The sequence below is a fragment of the Bacillus sp. FSL K6-1338 genome (genome assembly GCF_038006965.1).
GTDB classification, from domain to species: domain Bacteria; phylum Bacillota; class Bacilli; order Bacillales; family Bacillaceae_G; genus Bacillus_A; species Bacillus_A thuringiensis_S.
The window spans coordinates 3,605,199-3,622,247 of the sequence record NZ_JBBOWI010000001.1 but is presented as its reverse complement, the minus strand read 5'-3'; the positions used below and the strand labels follow the sequence as shown (position 1 = coordinate 3,622,247).

The following is a 17,049-nucleotide window of genomic DNA, read 5'->3' as shown; positions in this document are numbered from 1 at the left end:
TCCTTTAAATTTTTCTAATTTAGTATATGTGAATGATTTTTTAACTTTACTTCTATGCAATATTTCATATTGATGAAATGTTATTTATTTTTTATGAACTAGCTTATATTATATTCAATAAGTTTGATATAAAAACAGAAAAAGAGAGTGATAATAATGAGAAATAAGAAGTTAATTTTGAAATTATTCATATGTAGTACAATATTTATCACATTTGTATTTGCTTTACATGATAAGAGAGTAGTTGCAGCTAGCTCTGTTAATGAGCTTGAAAATTGGTCGAAATGGATGCAACCTATACCTGATAATATTCCGTTAGCACGAATTTCAATTCCAGGAACACACGATAGTGGGACGTTCAAGTTGCAAAATCCGATTAAGCAAGTGTGGGGAATGACGCAAGAATATGATTTTCGCTATCAAATGGACCATGGAGCTCGCATTTTTGATATAAGAGGACGTTTAACAGATGATAATACGATAGTTCTTCATCATGGGCCATTATATCTTTACGTAACACTGCATGAATTCATAAATGAAGCGAAACAATTTTTAAAAGATAACCCGAGTGAAACAATTATTATGTCTTTAAAAAAAGAGTATGAGGATATGAAAGGGGCAGAAGATTCATTTAGTAGTACGTTTGAAAAAAATTATTTTGTTGATCCTATCTTTTTAAAAACAGAAGGAAATATAAAACTTGGAGATGCTCGTGGGAAAATTGTACTACTAAAAAGATATAGTGGCAGTAATGAATCTGGAGGATATAATAATTTTTATTGGCCAGATAATGAGACGTTTACCACAACTGTAAACAAAAATGTAAATGTAACAGTACAAGATAAATATAAAGTGAGTTATGATGAGAAAGTAAAATCTATTAAAGATACAATCAATGAAACGATGAACAATAGCGAGGATTTAAATCATCTATATATTAATTTTACAAGCTTGTCTTCGGGTGGTACAGCATGGAATAGTCCATATTATTATGCGTCTTATATAAATCCCGAGATCGCGGCATATATTAAACAAGAGAATCCAAAAAGAGTTGGTTGGGTTATCCAAGATTATATTAGTGATAAGTGGTCACCGATTCTCTATCAAGAAGTTATAAGAACTAATAAGTCGCTTTAATTTTTATCATAATTTCATAGAAACAATATAACTCTATTAAAAGTCTTGTGGAATTCCCATAAGACTTTTTAGTATTTGATAGTATGAGAATCAAGTTCTTCGAATATAATTATAAGATTAATAAAAAAATGTCGATAAATGTCGATTGTTGTTGTAATATAAAACAAGTAAAATATAATATATAGATGGAGTGATTTTGTTGTCTTTTATTAAAAATAGTAAAATTGGAACGAAATTAAATGTGTTAGTCATTATATCGAGTTTGGCTTGTATCATGTTATCTTCACTCGGGTTTTTAGGGCTTCAAAAAGGTGAAAATGCATCTTCTAGTATGTATGAAGAAAGACTATTACCAATTGAATGGATAGGAATTGTAGAATCAAATTTTTACCATGTTAATATGAATTTTATGGAGATTATGATATCGAAAGATGAAAAAAGAATGAAAGAACTCATAATAGAAATGGATAAGACTAGAAAAGAAAATGATGAGCTGTTAAAACAATTTGAAACTAGAATTAGTTCTCATAAAGAAAAAGATTTGTATAATGCGTTTCAAAGTCAATTTAAAGATTTAAGAGTACAAATGAAAAAAGCACAAGATTTGGGACTGACTAATAATGAAGAAGCCTATAGCTATTATTTAAAAGAAATTGACCCTAATATGGAAAAAACAATTCAGTCTATTCGTGAACTTATTTTATATAATAATAATGCTGCTGAACAGCTACAAAAAGAGAATGTTAATAGTGTGAAAAATACAATCATAACATTTGTAATTATTTCATTTGTTGGAATCATAATAATCATTTTTATTGGTTTTATAACAAAAAATGCTATAAAAAAACCAATTGTATTATTACAAAAAGATATGGAACGAGTATCTGCTGGAGATTTAACAATTCGAACTTCTTATAAATCCGAGAACGAATTAGGCCATATTGTACAGTCCTTTAATAGTATGTTAGATAACTTGCAACAATTAGTCGGTCAGGTGAAGGTTACGGCGAAAGAAGTGATTGTTTCAACTGAAAATATGCTACAAGAGACGAAAACGGCAGCACATATATCAAACGAGGTTGTTCGAACTACTTCTGAAATAAATAAAGAAATAGAGGGACAAGTGACTAGTATTCAAGAAAGTTCAACTTCAATGGAAGAAATTGCAACTGGTGTTCAAACAGTAGCTGAATCTTCAGCGATGGTTGCTGAAGTTGCTGTTGCAACAATAGACCAAGCAAACTCTGGTAGTGAAGTTATAAAACAATCTATTCATCAAATGAATAGCGTGAATGAAGTTGTCGAAGAAACTTCTAAGGTCATTGATAGACTTGTTACGCGTACACAACAAATTGAAGAAGCGTTAGATGTTATTACTAATATTGCGGAACAAACGAATTTACTTGCTTTAAATGCTGCAATTGAGGCAGCACGTGCTGGAGAAAATGGAAAAGGATTTGCAGTAGTTGCAGCTGAAGTAAGAGGTCTAGCTGAGAAATCTAAAACATCTGTAAATGATATAAATAATTTAATACGTTTTATACATCAAGATACAGAGGATACAGTTCATGTAATGAAAAAAGGTCAACAACAGGCTAGTGGTGGTAAAGAAGCAGCGCATAAGGCAGAACTCGCATTTTCATCTATTATGCAAGATATTAATAGAATAACGACCCAAATTCAAGAAGTGTCTGCTGCCACAGAAGAAATGTCTGCTGGGACAGAAGAAGTAAATGCCTCTTTGTCAATAGTTTCTGAAACTGCAACACAAGTCGCACAAGAAACGAATCGAACGGTACAATCAATTCAAGCACAAGCCACATTGATTCAAGAAATAACGACGAAATCTAATGAAATGAAAAAGAAAGTCGAAAATTTAGAAATGCTAATTTCACAATTCATTATTGAAGAATAAGTCTATTAACATTTATCCCGCTATTTGCCGGGCAGTAAGACCCCTACCTCAAAATTCAGCGGAAGCAAAGAAGTTAGGTAGGGGCCTGCTGCCCGTAAAAGCCCGATTGGTGAAGACTGATTAAAGTTTCACTTTATCATTAGTATAAACTTTAAGATACTCAACATAGTGCTGTGTTGTATAATTTGAAAAAGGACCTTCATAGGTTCTTTTTTGTAAATGGTGTGAACGATACTTTTCATTATGAAAAAATCAAACTTTTAAATCGGGTTAATTTCAAGTGGAAAATGGATATAATTAACCTTGCGAAAAAGCAACTGGTCCTAAGTGATCAGTTGCTTTTTATTTTTAAAGTGGATGAGCAAAAAAACGCGAAAGTGGTTGGTCCGCTTTTTACAAACATCTATTATGATAAGAGAAGAAAGGTAGTATGTTATCAGCGTTTTAAAGAGGAAGGTTTTTATGTAAGTTCTTTAATTAAAATAGATGGGTCTTAGAGAGGTGAAAAGACAATGAGTTTTGCAATTTCACTAGTCGTTATTATTGTAATTGTATCGCTATTTGGGACTGTACTAGTTGCAAGAAACGTGGAGGAGAATTACGGCAAGTCTACAAAAAGAAATGTGAAAAACTTATCTGCAATCTATATTCTTCTTCTTTTTGTTCTACTGGTTGGGGTAACATGGTATGTGGTAATGATTTGATAGTTTGTGAAAGAACTGAAATGAGAGTATGAAGTTGGAATTTCAGAAGCTATCGAGTAATCAGAAAGAGAACTATTTTGGATATATCCATTTACGGATAAGAAAATGTGACTAATTAATACTATTTTTACGGTGAATACTGTTAGTAAAAAATGAGGATAGTTCGTTTTGAAAGGAGGGAACTAGATGGAATGGAAACCAAATCGTGCAGATAAGACACCTGTATATAAACAAATTGCTGATTATATTGAAAGAGGCATTTCTTCAGGTGAATTTCCTTCTGATAGTAAGTTACCTTCTGAGCGTATATTGGCAAAGGGATTACAGGTGAACCGGAGTACAATAGTAGCTGCGTATGAAGAATTAAAATCACTTGGAGTAGTAGAACGGCAAAAGGGAAGCGGAACACGGGTCAATACAGACATATGGGGTGTCTCACATAAACGAATACCGAACTGGGGTAGGTACGTGGAGGACGGATCATTCTTACCTAACGTACCACTCGTTCAACAAATTCGAACGGAAACACAAAAAGATGATTTAATTAATTTAGCAAGTGGTGAACTGTCACCAGAATTAATTCCAAGTGATAGATTTCGAACAATTTTGTCGGAGAAAACATTTATGGAAAACCTCGGTTATGACCATCCACTTGGAAATGAGATGTTGAGAAAAACAATTTCAGCACATGTTCAGCAATATAAACAAATTGAAGCAGATTCAAGCTCTATTCTTATTACGTCTGGAGCACAACAGGCGCTTAATCTTATCGTTCAATGTTTATTAAAACCTGGCGATGCGATCGCGATTGAAGATCCTTCGTATTGTTTTTCGCTTCCAATGTTTAAATCGGCCGGTTTAAACATATTTCATTTACCTGTTGATGAGCATGGAATGAATCCAGATGACTTAATCGATTTGCACAAAAAGCATCGCATTCGGATGGTATTTTTGAATCCAGATTATCAGAATCCAACGGGTACTGTACTTTCATTAGCGAGACGTAAAAAGATTTTAGAACTGTCTTCTGAGTTCGGTATACCAATTGTAGAAGATGATCCGTATAGTTTAATTTCTTTTAATGGAGAAGTGAATCCGACATTAAAATCAATGGATCAAAATGGAAATGTTCTTTATATAAGTTCATTATCAAAAATTGTTGCATCAGGATTACGTATTGGATGGATAATTGGTCCTATACGAGTAATTGAGCGTTTAGCAGATGCAAAGCAACAAGTTGATTTTGGCCATAGTGTATTTACGCAGTGGGTAGCAAATCAATTTTTAGAATCAAAGGATTTTCATACACATATTACGATACTTCGTGGACAATTAAAGCAAAGAAGAGATGAATTAATTACAGAGCTTGAAGGAACATTGGGAGACCGAGTTGAATGTTTCGTGCCAGAGGGTGGAATACATGTATGGTGTAAAGTGAAAGGAAAGTTTGATGAATATCACTTATTAGGTGAATCTATACGGAATGGTGTCGCATTTGTTCCGGGCAGTGTTTTAGGTTCGAAAAATGAATATATACGATTTACGTTTGGTAGAGCGAATATAGAACAAATTCAACTTGGAATTAAACGGTTTGCTTACACGCTAAATGAGATTTCATAATATGGATGTGTGATAGTGAAATGAGGGAAATAAATGAAGTACGTGACGCTTTTACTTCAAGTAGGCGTGCTATATGTATTTAGCTTAGTGGGTATGTGGATTCAGGAAATATTCCATCTATCAATACCGGGAAGTTTAATAGGGATGTTAATACTGTTCCTGTTTCTTTTCACTCGCGTTCTACCGTTAAAGTGGTTTGAGTTAGGTGCGGAAAAGTTAATCGTATTTTTACCGTTATTTTTAATCCCTTCGACAACAGGGCTCATGGAATACGGATCTTTTCTTTTAAGTAAGGGGAGTATTATATTCCTTTTAGTAGTTGCAAGTACTATAGTAACTTTAATTGTTTCAGGTTATATAAGTCAATTATTAGTAACATCAAAAAAATAAAATCGACAAGGTGCACGATTCAAATGGTCTTAATTATTATTACTGTAGCAATTTATTTCTTGGCGACAAATCTATATAAAAAATTTACGTTTGCATTTACGTTACCGGTGTTAACAGTTACGGCAATTATGATTTGTTTATTTTTGATTTTTGGTATTTCTCATCATGAGTATAGGGAAAATGGTGGAGACATTCTTTCAAGCTTATTGAGCCCTGCAATTGTAGCATTAGCCATACCTCTATTTAAAGAGCGAAAGATACTGATGAAAAATTTTTTATCGATACTTATCGGAGTAGTGATAGGTATAGTGGCTGTAACGAGCATGAATGTAGTGATTGGCGGAATTTTAAATATAGATAAGGAACTTATATTAACTACTTTACCACAGTTAGCAACGATGCCTATTGCCCTTTCATTAGCGGATCAAATTGGTGGTATTCCATCTATGACTTCTAGTTTTGTAGTTGTTGCAGGGATAACAGGTGCTATTGTCGGACCGACAGTACTTAAGTTTTTCAGTATAACAAGTACGATTGGAAAAGGAGTTGGAATGGGCTGTGCATCACATATTATCGGTGTGAGTCGTTTAGTGAAGGAAGGCGAGAAAGAAGCGACTATCGGTTCGGTAACGATGATTGTAACTGGAATACTCATTAGTATACTAATACCGTATGGAACGAAATTTATTTTTTAAATGTAATGGAGATGATAACAATGACAACATGGTTTATAGTTACATTATTTGTTTTTGGAGCTATTAAAGTATTAGTTTCTAGTATGCCCACTTCTGTTGTAGAATCAATTATTAGTAAATTTGAGTTGCATCAAAAACTTGAGGCGGAAAATACTTCTATATCAATAGATGGAAAAAATATAGAGGGAGAAATGAAACTACAAGTTATTCATGAATTTAATGAAGCTTTGTTTTTAGATAAACATTATTTCCCGCCGCACGGAGAAGGGACACCAATAGTCATTGATACGAAGAAAGGGAATAAAGAGATTAGGTTTTCTCTATATAGTTATGAGGAACATATTGATGTCATTAAGCAATATAAGAAGAAAGTCGTTGCCTATCGTTTACGCTCTAAAAGCCTACAAACACTGGCACCATTAGCAATAATGGAAGAGTATGCTTAAGAAGGGACCTATAATGGTCTCTTTATTTTTTTATCCAATTATATATGTTCCAAATAAAAGAATGGAAAATCATATAACCAAATAAAGAATATGTATGGTTCCAATTCGTACTGTGTATAAATAAACCTAAACTTTCAGCAATCTGTTCAAAAAGGCTAGCACAAATACCAATTGAAATAATAAATAGAATTCTAGAAACTTTAGATAATTTTTTTGAAATGTGTATAAAGATAACTGTTAAAATCGGCAGTACGAATAATGTAAAAGCTATATTAACCGAAAATGTGGATGAGAAGGGTCTAGCTGGAAAGGAATATATTTGTTTATGAACAAAAAAAGCATCTAAACAAGTTCCAATAATAGCAGAGAGAAAGATTGTAACTACTAATGCTAGAAACTCATTCTTCTTCTCGGAGGAGGACATTTTTCTTTGCGAGAATTGCGAGTTCAATTTTTTCGAGTGTTTTGCAGTAGTCTTCTGTAATTTGTCCATTTATATTTTCCTCCTTATCAACTAAATAATGTACAACTTGCCAATCGGTAAACCAATCTTCACTGTCAACTTCCTCATGCTTCATATCTCGCCATGCATAGATGAGTGCAGGGCTGTATATGCGATAAGCGTCATTTCGTAACTGGCATTTTTTTATTCGGCGCTTATAAAACTCACGGGAAAAAGATTCATTTACACTTGAAAATAAATGGGGCCAGTAATCTTTCCTTGATCCCGTGTGTGGATGGTGTTGGGCCCAGCTTATTATTTGAGATAAAACATGTGTATCTCGAAATAATAATGAATATAATCTTTTTCCAATTAATATTCGTTCATGTAAGGAAGTGAAATGTTTCATTGTATCACCAAATAGTAACACTTTTTGTTTCTTATCATTTTCGTAGAATGGGAAAAGGATATGATTAAACTGAAAGAAATCAAAGAGTTTAAATCCAATACTATTGAGTACGGTCTTTTTAAATTGTACATTTTGAATCACTCTTTTTTCTAAGTAGTTTTGTTCATTAATAATAGTTGCAATGGCTAATGTTTTTTTGTTGCCTGTTTTCCAAAAATCGTTCCACATCGTTTCCATAAATGTAGAAACATTTAGGTGAGGGAGAAGGTGAAATAACTTTTGTGATTTCTTTACACTTTGTTCGTAAAGTAAAAATTGAGGGTATACATCTTGGAAAATAAGCCAATTCCCTCTTTCTAAAAAAGAAAAAAATATGAATTGATCTTTCTCTGATAAGATTCTCGTATATAAATCGCCCTTTAAATCAGTCATATTCCAACCGCCGTTACGTGATACCATATGTCCAAGCAGTGCCCAATGTATTTCTGGATATTGAATGTAAAATTGGTAGTATGCGCGTGTTCTTGTAACATTATTTTTATTTAGCTGTTCTGTTTGTATTTTTATTTTGTTGATGATGAGTTGCTCTTCTTTCGTTAATTTATACAAGGTATCAGAAGGAATAAGCTTGCTTTTTTGTTTCAATTCATTTTTTACATCGAATAGGGAGAGGGGCAGTGCTTTGGAAGGTCCGTTATATGTATGATTTGAATTGCTTTGGTCCATTCCGTTACCTCCCTTTTTCATAAATTTAAACATGATTATTGGCTATGAATCATTCTATTTATCCCGCTATTTGCCGGGTAGTAAGATCCCCACCTCAAAATTCAGCGGAAGCAAAGATGTTCGGTGGGGGATCAACTGCCCGTAAAAGCCCGATTGGTGAGGGCTGATAATTAGTGGGGGATGAACAATATCCCCACTGATTAAAGTTTCACTTTATTTTATTACGAGTATAAGAAATAAATGAGCGGTGTTTTTTTACAAGGAATTTATTTATCATGCAAACAGTATAAAAAATCTTACTGTTGTGAGGTGAAATGAAAAACAGAAACGTTGTTTAATAGTTTCTGTTTTTTTATTTTGTCAATTAAATGTAACAAACGACGATTATGATTTGAATCAATTGAAAATAATTCAATAAATACTATTTAAATTGAGATGTTTCGTAGGAGGAAAAGGAATGTTAAATAAAATAATTTTAATTACTGGTGGTACAGGTTCGTGGGGGCATGAACTTATAAAACAACTATTAGAAAAATCACCGAAAGAAATTAGAATTTTTTCAAGAAATGAAACGGTTCAGTTTGAAATGCAGCAACAGTTTATAAATGATGAAAGGTTAAAATTTATTATTGGAGATATTCGTGATAAAGATCAACTAGTCTATGCTTGCCAAGGTGTACATTATATATTTCATCTTGCAGCTTTAAAACACGTTCCAGTATGTGAGTATTATCCTTATGAAGCTATAAAAACCAACATACATGGTACGCAAAATGTAATTGAAGCCTCTATACAGATGCGAGTTGAAAAAGTTATATATGTTTCAACGGATAAAGCAGCTGATCCATCAAATACGTATGGGATGACAAAAGCAATTGGTGAAAAATTAATGGTTCATGCGAATATACAAACGAAGAAAACAAAATTCATTTGTGTTCGTGGTGGAAATGTTTTAGGGACGAGTGGAAGTGTAGTACCGCTTTTTAAACAACAAATTAAAAAATCTTCACAAGTAGGGATTACCGATGCGAATATGACTAGATTTTTCTTAACAGTTGAAGATGCTGTTGGATTGTTATTTAAAGCCGTATATCAAGGTAGAGGCGGGGAAATCTTTGTTATGAAAATGCCGGCATGTAAAATAACAGATTTAGCAGAAGTGTTAATTGAAGATTCGGAAAAAAGGAACGTTAAGGTAAAAGAGGTAGGGATAAGACCAGGTGAAAAATTAAGTGAAATGCTTTTATCTGAGGTAGAGAGTAAAACAAGTATAAGTTTTGATCAAAATTATTTTGTGGTACTACCGACCATTCCTATAGAAGGACTTCAAGAATATTATTCTAGCTATCCGCTAGTGGATGTGAAGAGTTTTAGTTCTCAACAAGACTTACTTGCAAAACATGAGGTGAAACAAATGCTATTAAAAGGAGGATTTTTGCGATGAAAAAAAATGCGAGCCTTTTAATAACTGGTGCAAATGGTTTTACAGGACGCCATGCTTGCCAATATTTTTTAGAGCAGGGCTTTCATGTAATTCCTATGTTTCAAAATCGTGCACATAGAGAAAAAATTAGAAATGGTATTACTTGTAATTTAACTAATAAGAGCGAAGTAATAAAGGTAATGAAACAAATAAAGCCAGACTACGTATTGCATTTAGCAGGAAGGAATTCGGTCATAGAATCTTGGACATCTGCTCTTGAATATATAGAGATTAACGTAATAGGAACGTTATATTTATTAGAAGCAATTAAGCAAGAAGCATCGCATTGTAGAACATTAGTTATAGGATCTGCTTTGCAAGCAGATAGTATGGACGAAATGAAAATTTCAAATCCATATAGTTTAAGTAAAACGATGCAAGTCATTATTGCAGAGGCTTGGGGAGAATTAATGGATTCAAATATTATCATTGCAAAGCCTTCAAATTTAATTGGTCCAGGGGTATCGAATGGCATTTGTTCGATTCTCGCAAAGAAAATGATAGATATAGAATCAGGTAGAAGTAAAGCTATTATTGAAGTAAACAGTTTGAAAGATAGTAGAGATTTTCTAGATGTACGTGATGCGGTTAAAGCGTATCATGTGTTATTACGAGATGGAATAAATGGAAAACAATATAACATCGGATCAGGAGTAAAACGATCTTTATTAGATGTACTAGAACAATATAAAGAATTAACACAGCTAAATTTTTTTATAGAGGAAACAGAGAAAAGTGGGAGCGACTCAAATGAGAGTTTAGTAATAGAGGAAATAAAAAGGTTAGGTTGGATCCCAGAAATTGAATTTCATCAATCATTAAAAGATGTACTTGAGTATGCGAAGTGTAGTGACATCTGCATGCAATGAAAAACAAAAAAGGGTGTAAGAAATATATGAATGGTTATGAAGTAATAGATAATCAAAATACGCTATTTCTTTCAATTGTTGATACGCTGGACTGGAAAGATGAAGAAGCGCATGTATTGCGTCTTTATGAGGCAATACATAAATATCAAGCGTATGTAGAAGAAAAAAGGGTTAATCGAATAAAGTCAGCATTAGAGACCGAAACTAGGTATGTGATTCAAATCTTTGCTCAATATGAGTGTAGTGAGTATGGAAATGATTTTTATGAACTCATTAAAGATCTTTTACAAGATATAGAGGTGGAGTTAAAGATTTATATAAAAAATAATAAGTTTATTTACATTTAAAAGGTAAATATAAAGCTAGATTTTTAATAATAAAGGTGGGTATAAGTTATGAGCAAAACGATTCTTTTTACTGGGGGCGGTACAGCCGGACACGTTATGATTAATATTGTATTAATTCCTAAATTTATAGAGCAAGGATGGAGAGTCGAGTATATTGGATCCAAAAATGGAATTGAAAAATCATTAGTGAAAAATGTTAAATACAATAGTGTTTCAACGGGCAAGCTTAGGAGATATTGGGATTGGGAGAATTTTAAAGATCCTTTTAAAATTATAAGCGGTTGTTTACAAAGTTATAAATTAATTAAGAAAACAAAGCCTGACGTTATCTTTTCAGCAGGAGGATTTGTTTCAGTTCCTGTAGCTATAGGAGCATGGTTAAATCGTGTGCCTATAATTATACGTGAACCAGATAGCACATTAGGACTTGCCAATAAAATAGCATTACCTTTTGCTACAAAGCTATGCACAACATTTCCTCAGACAGGAGAAAATGTAAGTAATGAGAAGAAGGTTTATGTAGGACCGATTGTAAGGGAAGAAATTGAGAAGGGTAACGTATTAAGAGGAAGAAGATATTGTGAATTTCAACAAGATAAACCAGTGTTATTAATTATGGGTGGGAGTCAAGGTGCTAAATGGATAAATGATATGGTAAGGAAATGTTTAGATACAATACTATTAAACTTTAATATTATTCATATATGTGGTAAAGGGAAGGTAGACCCATCTATTGGCATGGAGGGGTATATGCAATTTGAATATATAGGAGACGAGTTGCCGCATATACTAAATATGGCAAGTGTTGTAGTTTCCAGAGCGGGTTCTACTGCTATTTCTGAATTGTTATTTTTGAAGAAACCGATGTTGCTTATCCCGTTAACTAACAGTTCCAGTAGGGGAGATCAAGGTTTAAATGCTGAATATTTTTCACGGCAAGGATATGCGGAAGTAATACTCCAAGACAGAGTAAATACGAATACATTTATACATGCAGTAAATAAGTTGTATACAAATCAGGAGAAATATATTCAAAACATGAATGAATATAAAAAAACAAATGATGAGGGGATTCATCAATTAGTAGATATAATAAATGATGTGGTGAAGTAATAGAAATGTAAATGGAAAAACAAAAGGAAAGAAGGTATCTTCTTTCCTTTTTACTATATTTGTTCAAATTTATTGTTAGTTATTCCAATTAGCTATGTAATATGGGTGAATGCCGTTTTCTAATAGCTCAGTAAATGCATCAATATGAATAGGCTTACTGTAATAATAACCTTGAATAAACTGACATTTATTTTTTTGAAGGAAATTTACGTGCTCTTTTGTTTCTACACCTTCAGCAATGACAGACATTCCTAGTGTATTTGCTAATGTGATGATTGTTTTAATAATTTCCATTCCATCATCACATGTTTCAGACATTGTAATAAATTCTCTCGGAATTTTTAATGTATCAATTGGATATAAAGGTAAGTAGGCTAGCGAAGAATAACCTGTACCAAAGTCGTCGATTGAAATGTGAATCCCTAGACTTTTTAGTGTACGCAGTTTTATCAATGTTTCTCGTTCATCCATCATTGCAATTCGCTCTGTTAATTCAAGATCAAGAGAGCTTGCTGGTAAACCTGTATTTGTTAAAGTAGAAGAAATAGACCTTACAAAATCCTCTTGTTCAAATTCTTTAGCAGATAAATTTACACCTATTTTTAAATGTGAATATCCGAGTCCGTGCCAACGTTTCATTTGCTTACAAGCCTGCTCTAATGTCCATTTTCCTATTGAAATAATTTGTAGTGTTTCTTCTGCAATCGGAATAAACTCGTATGGAGAAATAATACCTAATTCAGGATGATTCCACCTAATTAAAGCTTCTGCACCGATGATTTTATTAGATTCACTATCAACTTGAGGTTGATACAAAAGGAACAATTCTTCATTTTGTAGTGCGTTTGGTAAATCTTTTTCTAATCGTAATCGTCTTTCAATTTTTTTAGCGATTACATCGTCATAAATAGAGAGAGAGTTAAGCTCTTTTGCTTTTGCATCATACATTGCAACATTGGCGTTTTTCAGGAGTGTAGCGGTATCGATTCCGGAATGTGGATAAATAGCGATGCCGATACTCAGTGATAAAGTTAATTTATGCTCATGTATGATAAATGATTTTTTCATGCATTCAAATAATTGGTTACATAATTGGAATAAGTAATCTTCGTCAGTATAGTTTTCAATTATGATTGTAAATTCATCGCCACCGATTCTTGAAAGATGAGTATGTGATGGAAGACATGATTGGAATCGCTTTGCTACTTCTTCTAATATGTAATCTCCTGACGAATGTCCAAGTGTATCGTTAATTGCTTTAAAGCGATCTAAATCTAAATATAATAATGCAAACTCGCTTTCTGCTATTTTAGCATTTTTTATAACTCTCTTTAATTTTTTATGAAAAAAGGCACGGTTCCCAATTTTCGTTACTGTGTCATGGAATGCTAAATATTTAATTTCTTCTTGCTGTTTTTTTAGTGCAGTAATATCTTTCACCATAATATAGCTTCCTGAAATTTGTCCGTCTATTATAATAGGAATGATTGTAACGTATAAAAAATAAGTAAAGCCATCTTTATATTGAGAACTAAGTTGTAAGGATGCCGATTCTTGTTGTTTCACTTTCTCTAATGCCAATGCTAGCTTATGCTTATCTTCATCTAAAATAATCGAAAAACAAGTTTCACCTAGTAACTCATCCGTTGGTGCACCAAGTAGTACACTCCCAGCCTTATTTACATTTAAGAATATTCCATTTAAATCAATGGTGAAAATAGGGTCAGGATGATATTCATATAATGATTTAAACTTTTGTTGTTTTTGAGAAAGAGCCTCTGATTTATGAACTAAATCAGACGTCCGTAAAGTAACTTTTTCTTCTAGTTGGGCATTAAATGCCTGCAAACGTTTTGTTAAGGAATTGTTTTGCATACGTACGATAGAATGACGAATGAGTACGAAAATAAAAGTAATACAATTTCCTGTAATGAGAGTTGAAGATGATGTTTGTTCTTTTAATGTAAACCCGATTAGTATTGCAACAGCAAGATAGGGAAATACAACTAAAGCTTTTTTTCCTATTATAGGGTTTACAATGAAATAATTTTTATGGCTATTATGATCTTCTGGAATAGAGCCAGCTATTGCAATAAGTAATATAGGTATTCTATATAAAAGACGTAATAATGTTATCGTTTCAGTTGATAAGTGGTTATTTAAGTAAAAATAAATATAGTTAAAAGTTGCAGAACTTATTAATACAAAAATAAAGATATAAATTTTCCGTTTGGATTTAAAAATTGTTGGACGGAAAAAGAGACTAACACCTAGCAGCAGAAATAATAAATCTGCAATTGGGTATAAAAATGAAAGGAAAACATCTCCTAGTGAAAGAGAGAATATATTTAAACTTGGTTGGTTAAATAAATACCATTCTAATGTAAATATGGAAGTAAGTACTATGCATATATCACAAATAAAGAACGCTTTTTCCCATTTATTGCATTCCTTTAAAATTTTATAGCAGAAAGCGATAAGACAGAAAAATAGAAAAAACATGTAAAATACATCAGAAACAGTAAAACGATGTATTGGAATTTCGAAGAAGCTATCCTGATATGTATATACTATTTTCCCTAATAAAAAACTACCAATTGCTATTGTAATACATATCCAAAACGGATTTGAACTGACTTTTTTAGAATATATAGAGTAAATCAGTGATACAAATGTAATGGCTTCAACGATAAGTGAAGCGAAGCGTACATCTGAATTTGAAAAATGAGTAGGGAACAGATAGAAAAACATAAAATAGATTGAATAGCATATTAATGTCCCAATTAATATACATAATTGTAAATTTTTATTTAATTTCAATGAAATCACCTTCTTTAATTATGTACTATGTTCGTTATATCTATACATAATAATATTATTTAAGAATTGTATCAGATTTCCTTATAAAAATCATGTTTATAAGGAAAGTGTTAAATAGTGTAAGTATTCTTAAAGTTAAAAAAACATTGTGGTTGATAGTATAGACTGTATCAAGATTTTAAATAGAAATTGTATATTTAGTCATCCTTTGAATTGTAAAGTTTTTTTAGTGATTTGTAAGTGGAGATGCAAAATTGCATATAAAATGATGAGGATTTTTTAGGCGAGATTTTTATTTTAAATCTGAAAATTAACATTTGTGAAAATATAGGAAAAGGATATAGAATAAGAACGTGTATTCTTACAGAGTGGATAGTATTGCCACTAAATAGGGAGGTTTTTTTATGATATATCGAATTAAAGATGCAGAAATATACTATGAAATTGTGGGAGAGGGTAAACCGGTCATTATCATACATGGCTGCGCCCCTGATCATAGGTTAATGATGAAATGTATGGAATCAGTATTTCAGAAATATGAAGGTTATAAGCGAATATATATTGATTTACCTGGTATGGGGAAATCGAACGCTCCAAATTGGATAAATAGTTCAGATCGTATAGTAGAAGTGCTTATCACATTTATTGAGGAAATCATTTCTACTGAAAAATTTTTATTGGTAGGAGAATCATATGGAGGCTATTTAGCCAAAGGTATACTTACAAAGATGTTTGAGAGAGTTAGCGGATTACTATTAGTATGTCCTGTTGTTGTAGCGGAGCCAGAAAAAAGGATTCTTCCAGATAAACAGGTAATTGTACAAGATGAGGAATTTTTAAATACGCTTACTTCCACGGAAAGAGAGAAATTTTGTGAGTTAGCTGTAATAGCAAATGAATATACATATACGCGATTTAAAGAAGAAATTAAGCCTGGGTTAGATGTTGCTAATTATGAATTTATTGAAAGGTTGCAAAAGAATTACTCTCTTACTATGGATTTTCAGCGTGAAAAATATGAAAAGCCCGTTCTTTTACTGACTGGAAGACAAGATATATCAGTAGGTTATCAAAATATTATAGAAATTATTGAAGAATATCCCAGGGCAACATTAGCAGTGTTAGATATGGCAGGGCATAATTTGCAAATTGAGCAGCCTGAATTATTTGAGAGTTTAGTAGGAGAATGGATTAGACGAACAAATCAGCACATTTTATAAAGTATTTTAGTATTACACTTAAGTGTTGAAATGGGATAAATGAACGTGATGTATTAACTAATAAACAATTTTAAGGAGAAATTATGAGCACATATATTTATATGGTTAGACATGGTGAATCACCAAAACTAGAAGGAAATGAAAGAATGCGCGGGTTAACTGAGAAGGGACGTATGGATGCCCGTAGAGTAACTGACATATTAAAAGCGGAGAAAATTGATACTTTTATTTCCAGTCCCTATAATCGGGCTATGTTAACGATAGAGGAGTCAGCTAATTTCCATGAAAAAGAAATAGTAGTATATGAAAATCTTAAAGAGTGTATGTTTTCAAGTGAGGGTCAGGTTATATCAGACAAAGAGGTGTATCCACTTGTACAGAAGATGTTCTCTAATCCGGACTTTTCACGAACGGAAGGAGAGTCATATGCAGACTGCCAGAGAAGAGTAGTGAAAGTATTAAAAGAAATCTTAATAGATTTTCAAGGACGCAAAATTGTAATTGGTACACATGGGCTTGTCATGACATTAATGATGAACTATTTTGATAAACAATATGGTTTTGAATTTTTAATGAATACGTCAAAACCGGATATATATAAGATGGAGTTTAAAGAAGAACAATTAATGAATGTAGAGAGATTATGGAAAGCGGAATAAAATTAGTTGCATGGATTTTGTTGTAAAAGTTACTTTTATAGCAAAGTCTTTTTT

Annotated in this window: 17 protein-coding genes; 14 read left to right on the top strand and 3 right to left on the bottom strand. The window is 32.3% G+C overall.

Annotation, left to right across the window (positions count from 1 at the left end; genetic code table 11):
* Positions 1-156: 156 nt before the first annotated feature.
* The 8 genes from plcA (at position 157) to NZ044_RS18450 (ending at position 6,907) form a co-directional block, all read left to right on the top strand.
* Positions 157-1,137: a phosphatidylinositol diacylglycerol-lyase gene (plcA, locus tag NZ044_RS18485; protein ID WP_001244684.1), complete on the top strand. Its 981-nt coding sequence runs from the start codon at positions 157-159 to the stop codon at positions 1,135-1,137.
* Positions 1,138-1,336: 199 nt separating this feature from the next.
* The gene (locus NZ044_RS18480; RefSeq protein ID WP_000008148.1) at positions 1,337-3,052 is read left to right on the top strand and encodes a methyl-accepting chemotaxis protein; all 1,716 of its coding nucleotides are present in this window, start codon (positions 1,337-1,339) and stop codon (positions 3,050-3,052) included.
* A gap of 224 nt (positions 3,053-3,276) precedes the next feature.
* On the top strand, positions 3,277-3,549 hold the full coding sequence (locus NZ044_RS18475) for a hypothetical protein (protein WP_001000145.1): 273 nt from the start codon (positions 3,277-3,279) through the stop codon (positions 3,547-3,549).
* A 15-nt stretch (positions 3,550-3,564) separates the two neighbouring features.
* Entirely contained in the window at positions 3,565-3,756 is a 192-nt protein-coding gene (locus NZ044_RS18470) for a hypothetical protein (protein ID WP_000006462.1), read from the top strand.
* A 186-nt stretch (positions 3,757-3,942) separates the two neighbouring features.
* Positions 3,943-5,376: a MocR-like pyridoxine biosynthesis transcription factor PdxR gene (gene pdxR / locus NZ044_RS18465; RefSeq protein ID WP_000454959.1), complete on the top strand. Its 1,434-nt coding sequence runs from the start codon at positions 3,943-3,945 to the stop codon at positions 5,374-5,376.
* 33 nt (positions 5,377-5,409) lie between these two features.
* Positions 5,410-5,766 (top strand): CidA/LrgA family holin-like protein, encoded by a 357-nt coding sequence (locus NZ044_RS18460; RefSeq protein ID WP_000878483.1) that lies wholly within the window; start codon positions 5,410-5,412, stop codon positions 5,764-5,766.
* A 23-nt stretch (positions 5,767-5,789) separates the two neighbouring features.
* Positions 5,790-6,461: an LrgB family protein gene (locus NZ044_RS18455; protein ID WP_000242949.1), complete on the top strand. Its 672-nt coding sequence runs from the start codon at positions 5,790-5,792 to the stop codon at positions 6,459-6,461.
* A gap of 20 nt (positions 6,462-6,481) precedes the next feature.
* Complete coding sequence (locus NZ044_RS18450) at positions 6,482-6,907, top strand: YfmQ family protein (RefSeq protein WP_000214632.1); 426 nt, start codon at positions 6,482-6,484, stop codon at positions 6,905-6,907.
* A 22-nt stretch (positions 6,908-6,929) separates the two neighbouring features.
* Here NZ044_RS18450 and NZ044_RS18445 read toward each other — a convergent pair whose 3' ends face one another.
* Complete coding sequence (locus NZ044_RS18445) at positions 6,930-7,331, bottom strand: CBO0543 family protein (RefSeq protein WP_042595508.1); 402 nt, start codon at positions 7,329-7,331, stop codon at positions 6,930-6,932.
* Positions 7,306-8,484, bottom strand: coding sequence for a DUF2515 domain-containing protein (locus NZ044_RS18440; RefSeq protein WP_000372811.1), 1,179 nt, complete (start codon positions 8,482-8,484; stop codon positions 7,306-7,308). The genes NZ044_RS18445 and NZ044_RS18440 overlap by 26 nt, the downstream gene beginning before the upstream one ends.
* A gap of 457 nt (positions 8,485-8,941) precedes the next feature.
* On the opposite strand from NZ044_RS18440, the gene NZ044_RS18435 reads away from it, so the two are divergent.
* The 4 genes from NZ044_RS18435 to NZ044_RS18420 are packed head-to-tail and all read left to right on the top strand — an operon-like array spanning position 8,942 to position 12,296.
* A complete protein-coding gene (locus tag NZ044_RS18435) occupies positions 8,942-9,928 on the top strand; it encodes a UDP-N-acetylglucosamine 4,6-dehydratase family protein (RefSeq protein WP_000932593.1) in 987 nt (328 codons plus the stop codon).
* The gene (locus NZ044_RS18430; protein ID WP_000739089.1) at positions 9,925-10,836 is read left to right on the top strand and encodes an NAD-dependent epimerase/dehydratase family protein; all 912 of its coding nucleotides are present in this window, start codon (positions 9,925-9,927) and stop codon (positions 10,834-10,836) included. The genes NZ044_RS18435 and NZ044_RS18430 overlap by 4 nt, the downstream gene beginning before the upstream one ends.
* Positions 10,833-11,183 carry a DUF6572 domain-containing protein gene (locus tag NZ044_RS18425; protein WP_002082318.1) on the top strand — a complete coding sequence of 117 codons (351 nt, stop codon included), beginning with the start codon at positions 10,833-10,835 and terminating at the stop codon, positions 11,181-11,183. Before NZ044_RS18430 ends, NZ044_RS18425 begins: the two co-directional genes overlap by 4 nt.
* A gap of 48 nt (positions 11,184-11,231) precedes the next feature.
* Entirely contained in the window at positions 11,232-12,296 is a 1,065-nt protein-coding gene (locus NZ044_RS18420) for an undecaprenyldiphospho-muramoylpentapeptide beta-N-acetylglucosaminyltransferase (RefSeq protein WP_000047567.1), read from the top strand.
* 75 nt (positions 12,297-12,371) lie between these two features.
* Here NZ044_RS18420 and NZ044_RS18415 read toward each other — a convergent pair whose 3' ends face one another.
* The gene (locus NZ044_RS18415; protein WP_000773541.1) at positions 12,372-15,116 is read right to left on the bottom strand and encodes a sensor domain-containing protein; all 2,745 of its coding nucleotides are present in this window, start codon (positions 15,114-15,116) and stop codon (positions 12,372-12,374) included.
* Positions 15,117-15,520: 404 nt separating this feature from the next.
* Between NZ044_RS18415 and NZ044_RS18410 the strand changes: the two genes are divergently transcribed.
* Positions 15,521-16,336, top strand: a complete 816-nt coding sequence (locus NZ044_RS18410; protein ID WP_000640338.1) for an alpha/beta fold hydrolase — start codon at positions 15,521-15,523, stop codon at positions 16,334-16,336.
* Between the two features lie 83 nt (positions 16,337-16,419).
* Positions 16,420-16,995, top strand: a complete 576-nt coding sequence (locus tag NZ044_RS18405; RefSeq protein WP_000109172.1) for a histidine phosphatase family protein — start codon at positions 16,420-16,422, stop codon at positions 16,993-16,995.
* Positions 16,996-17,049 lie beyond the last annotated feature (54 nt).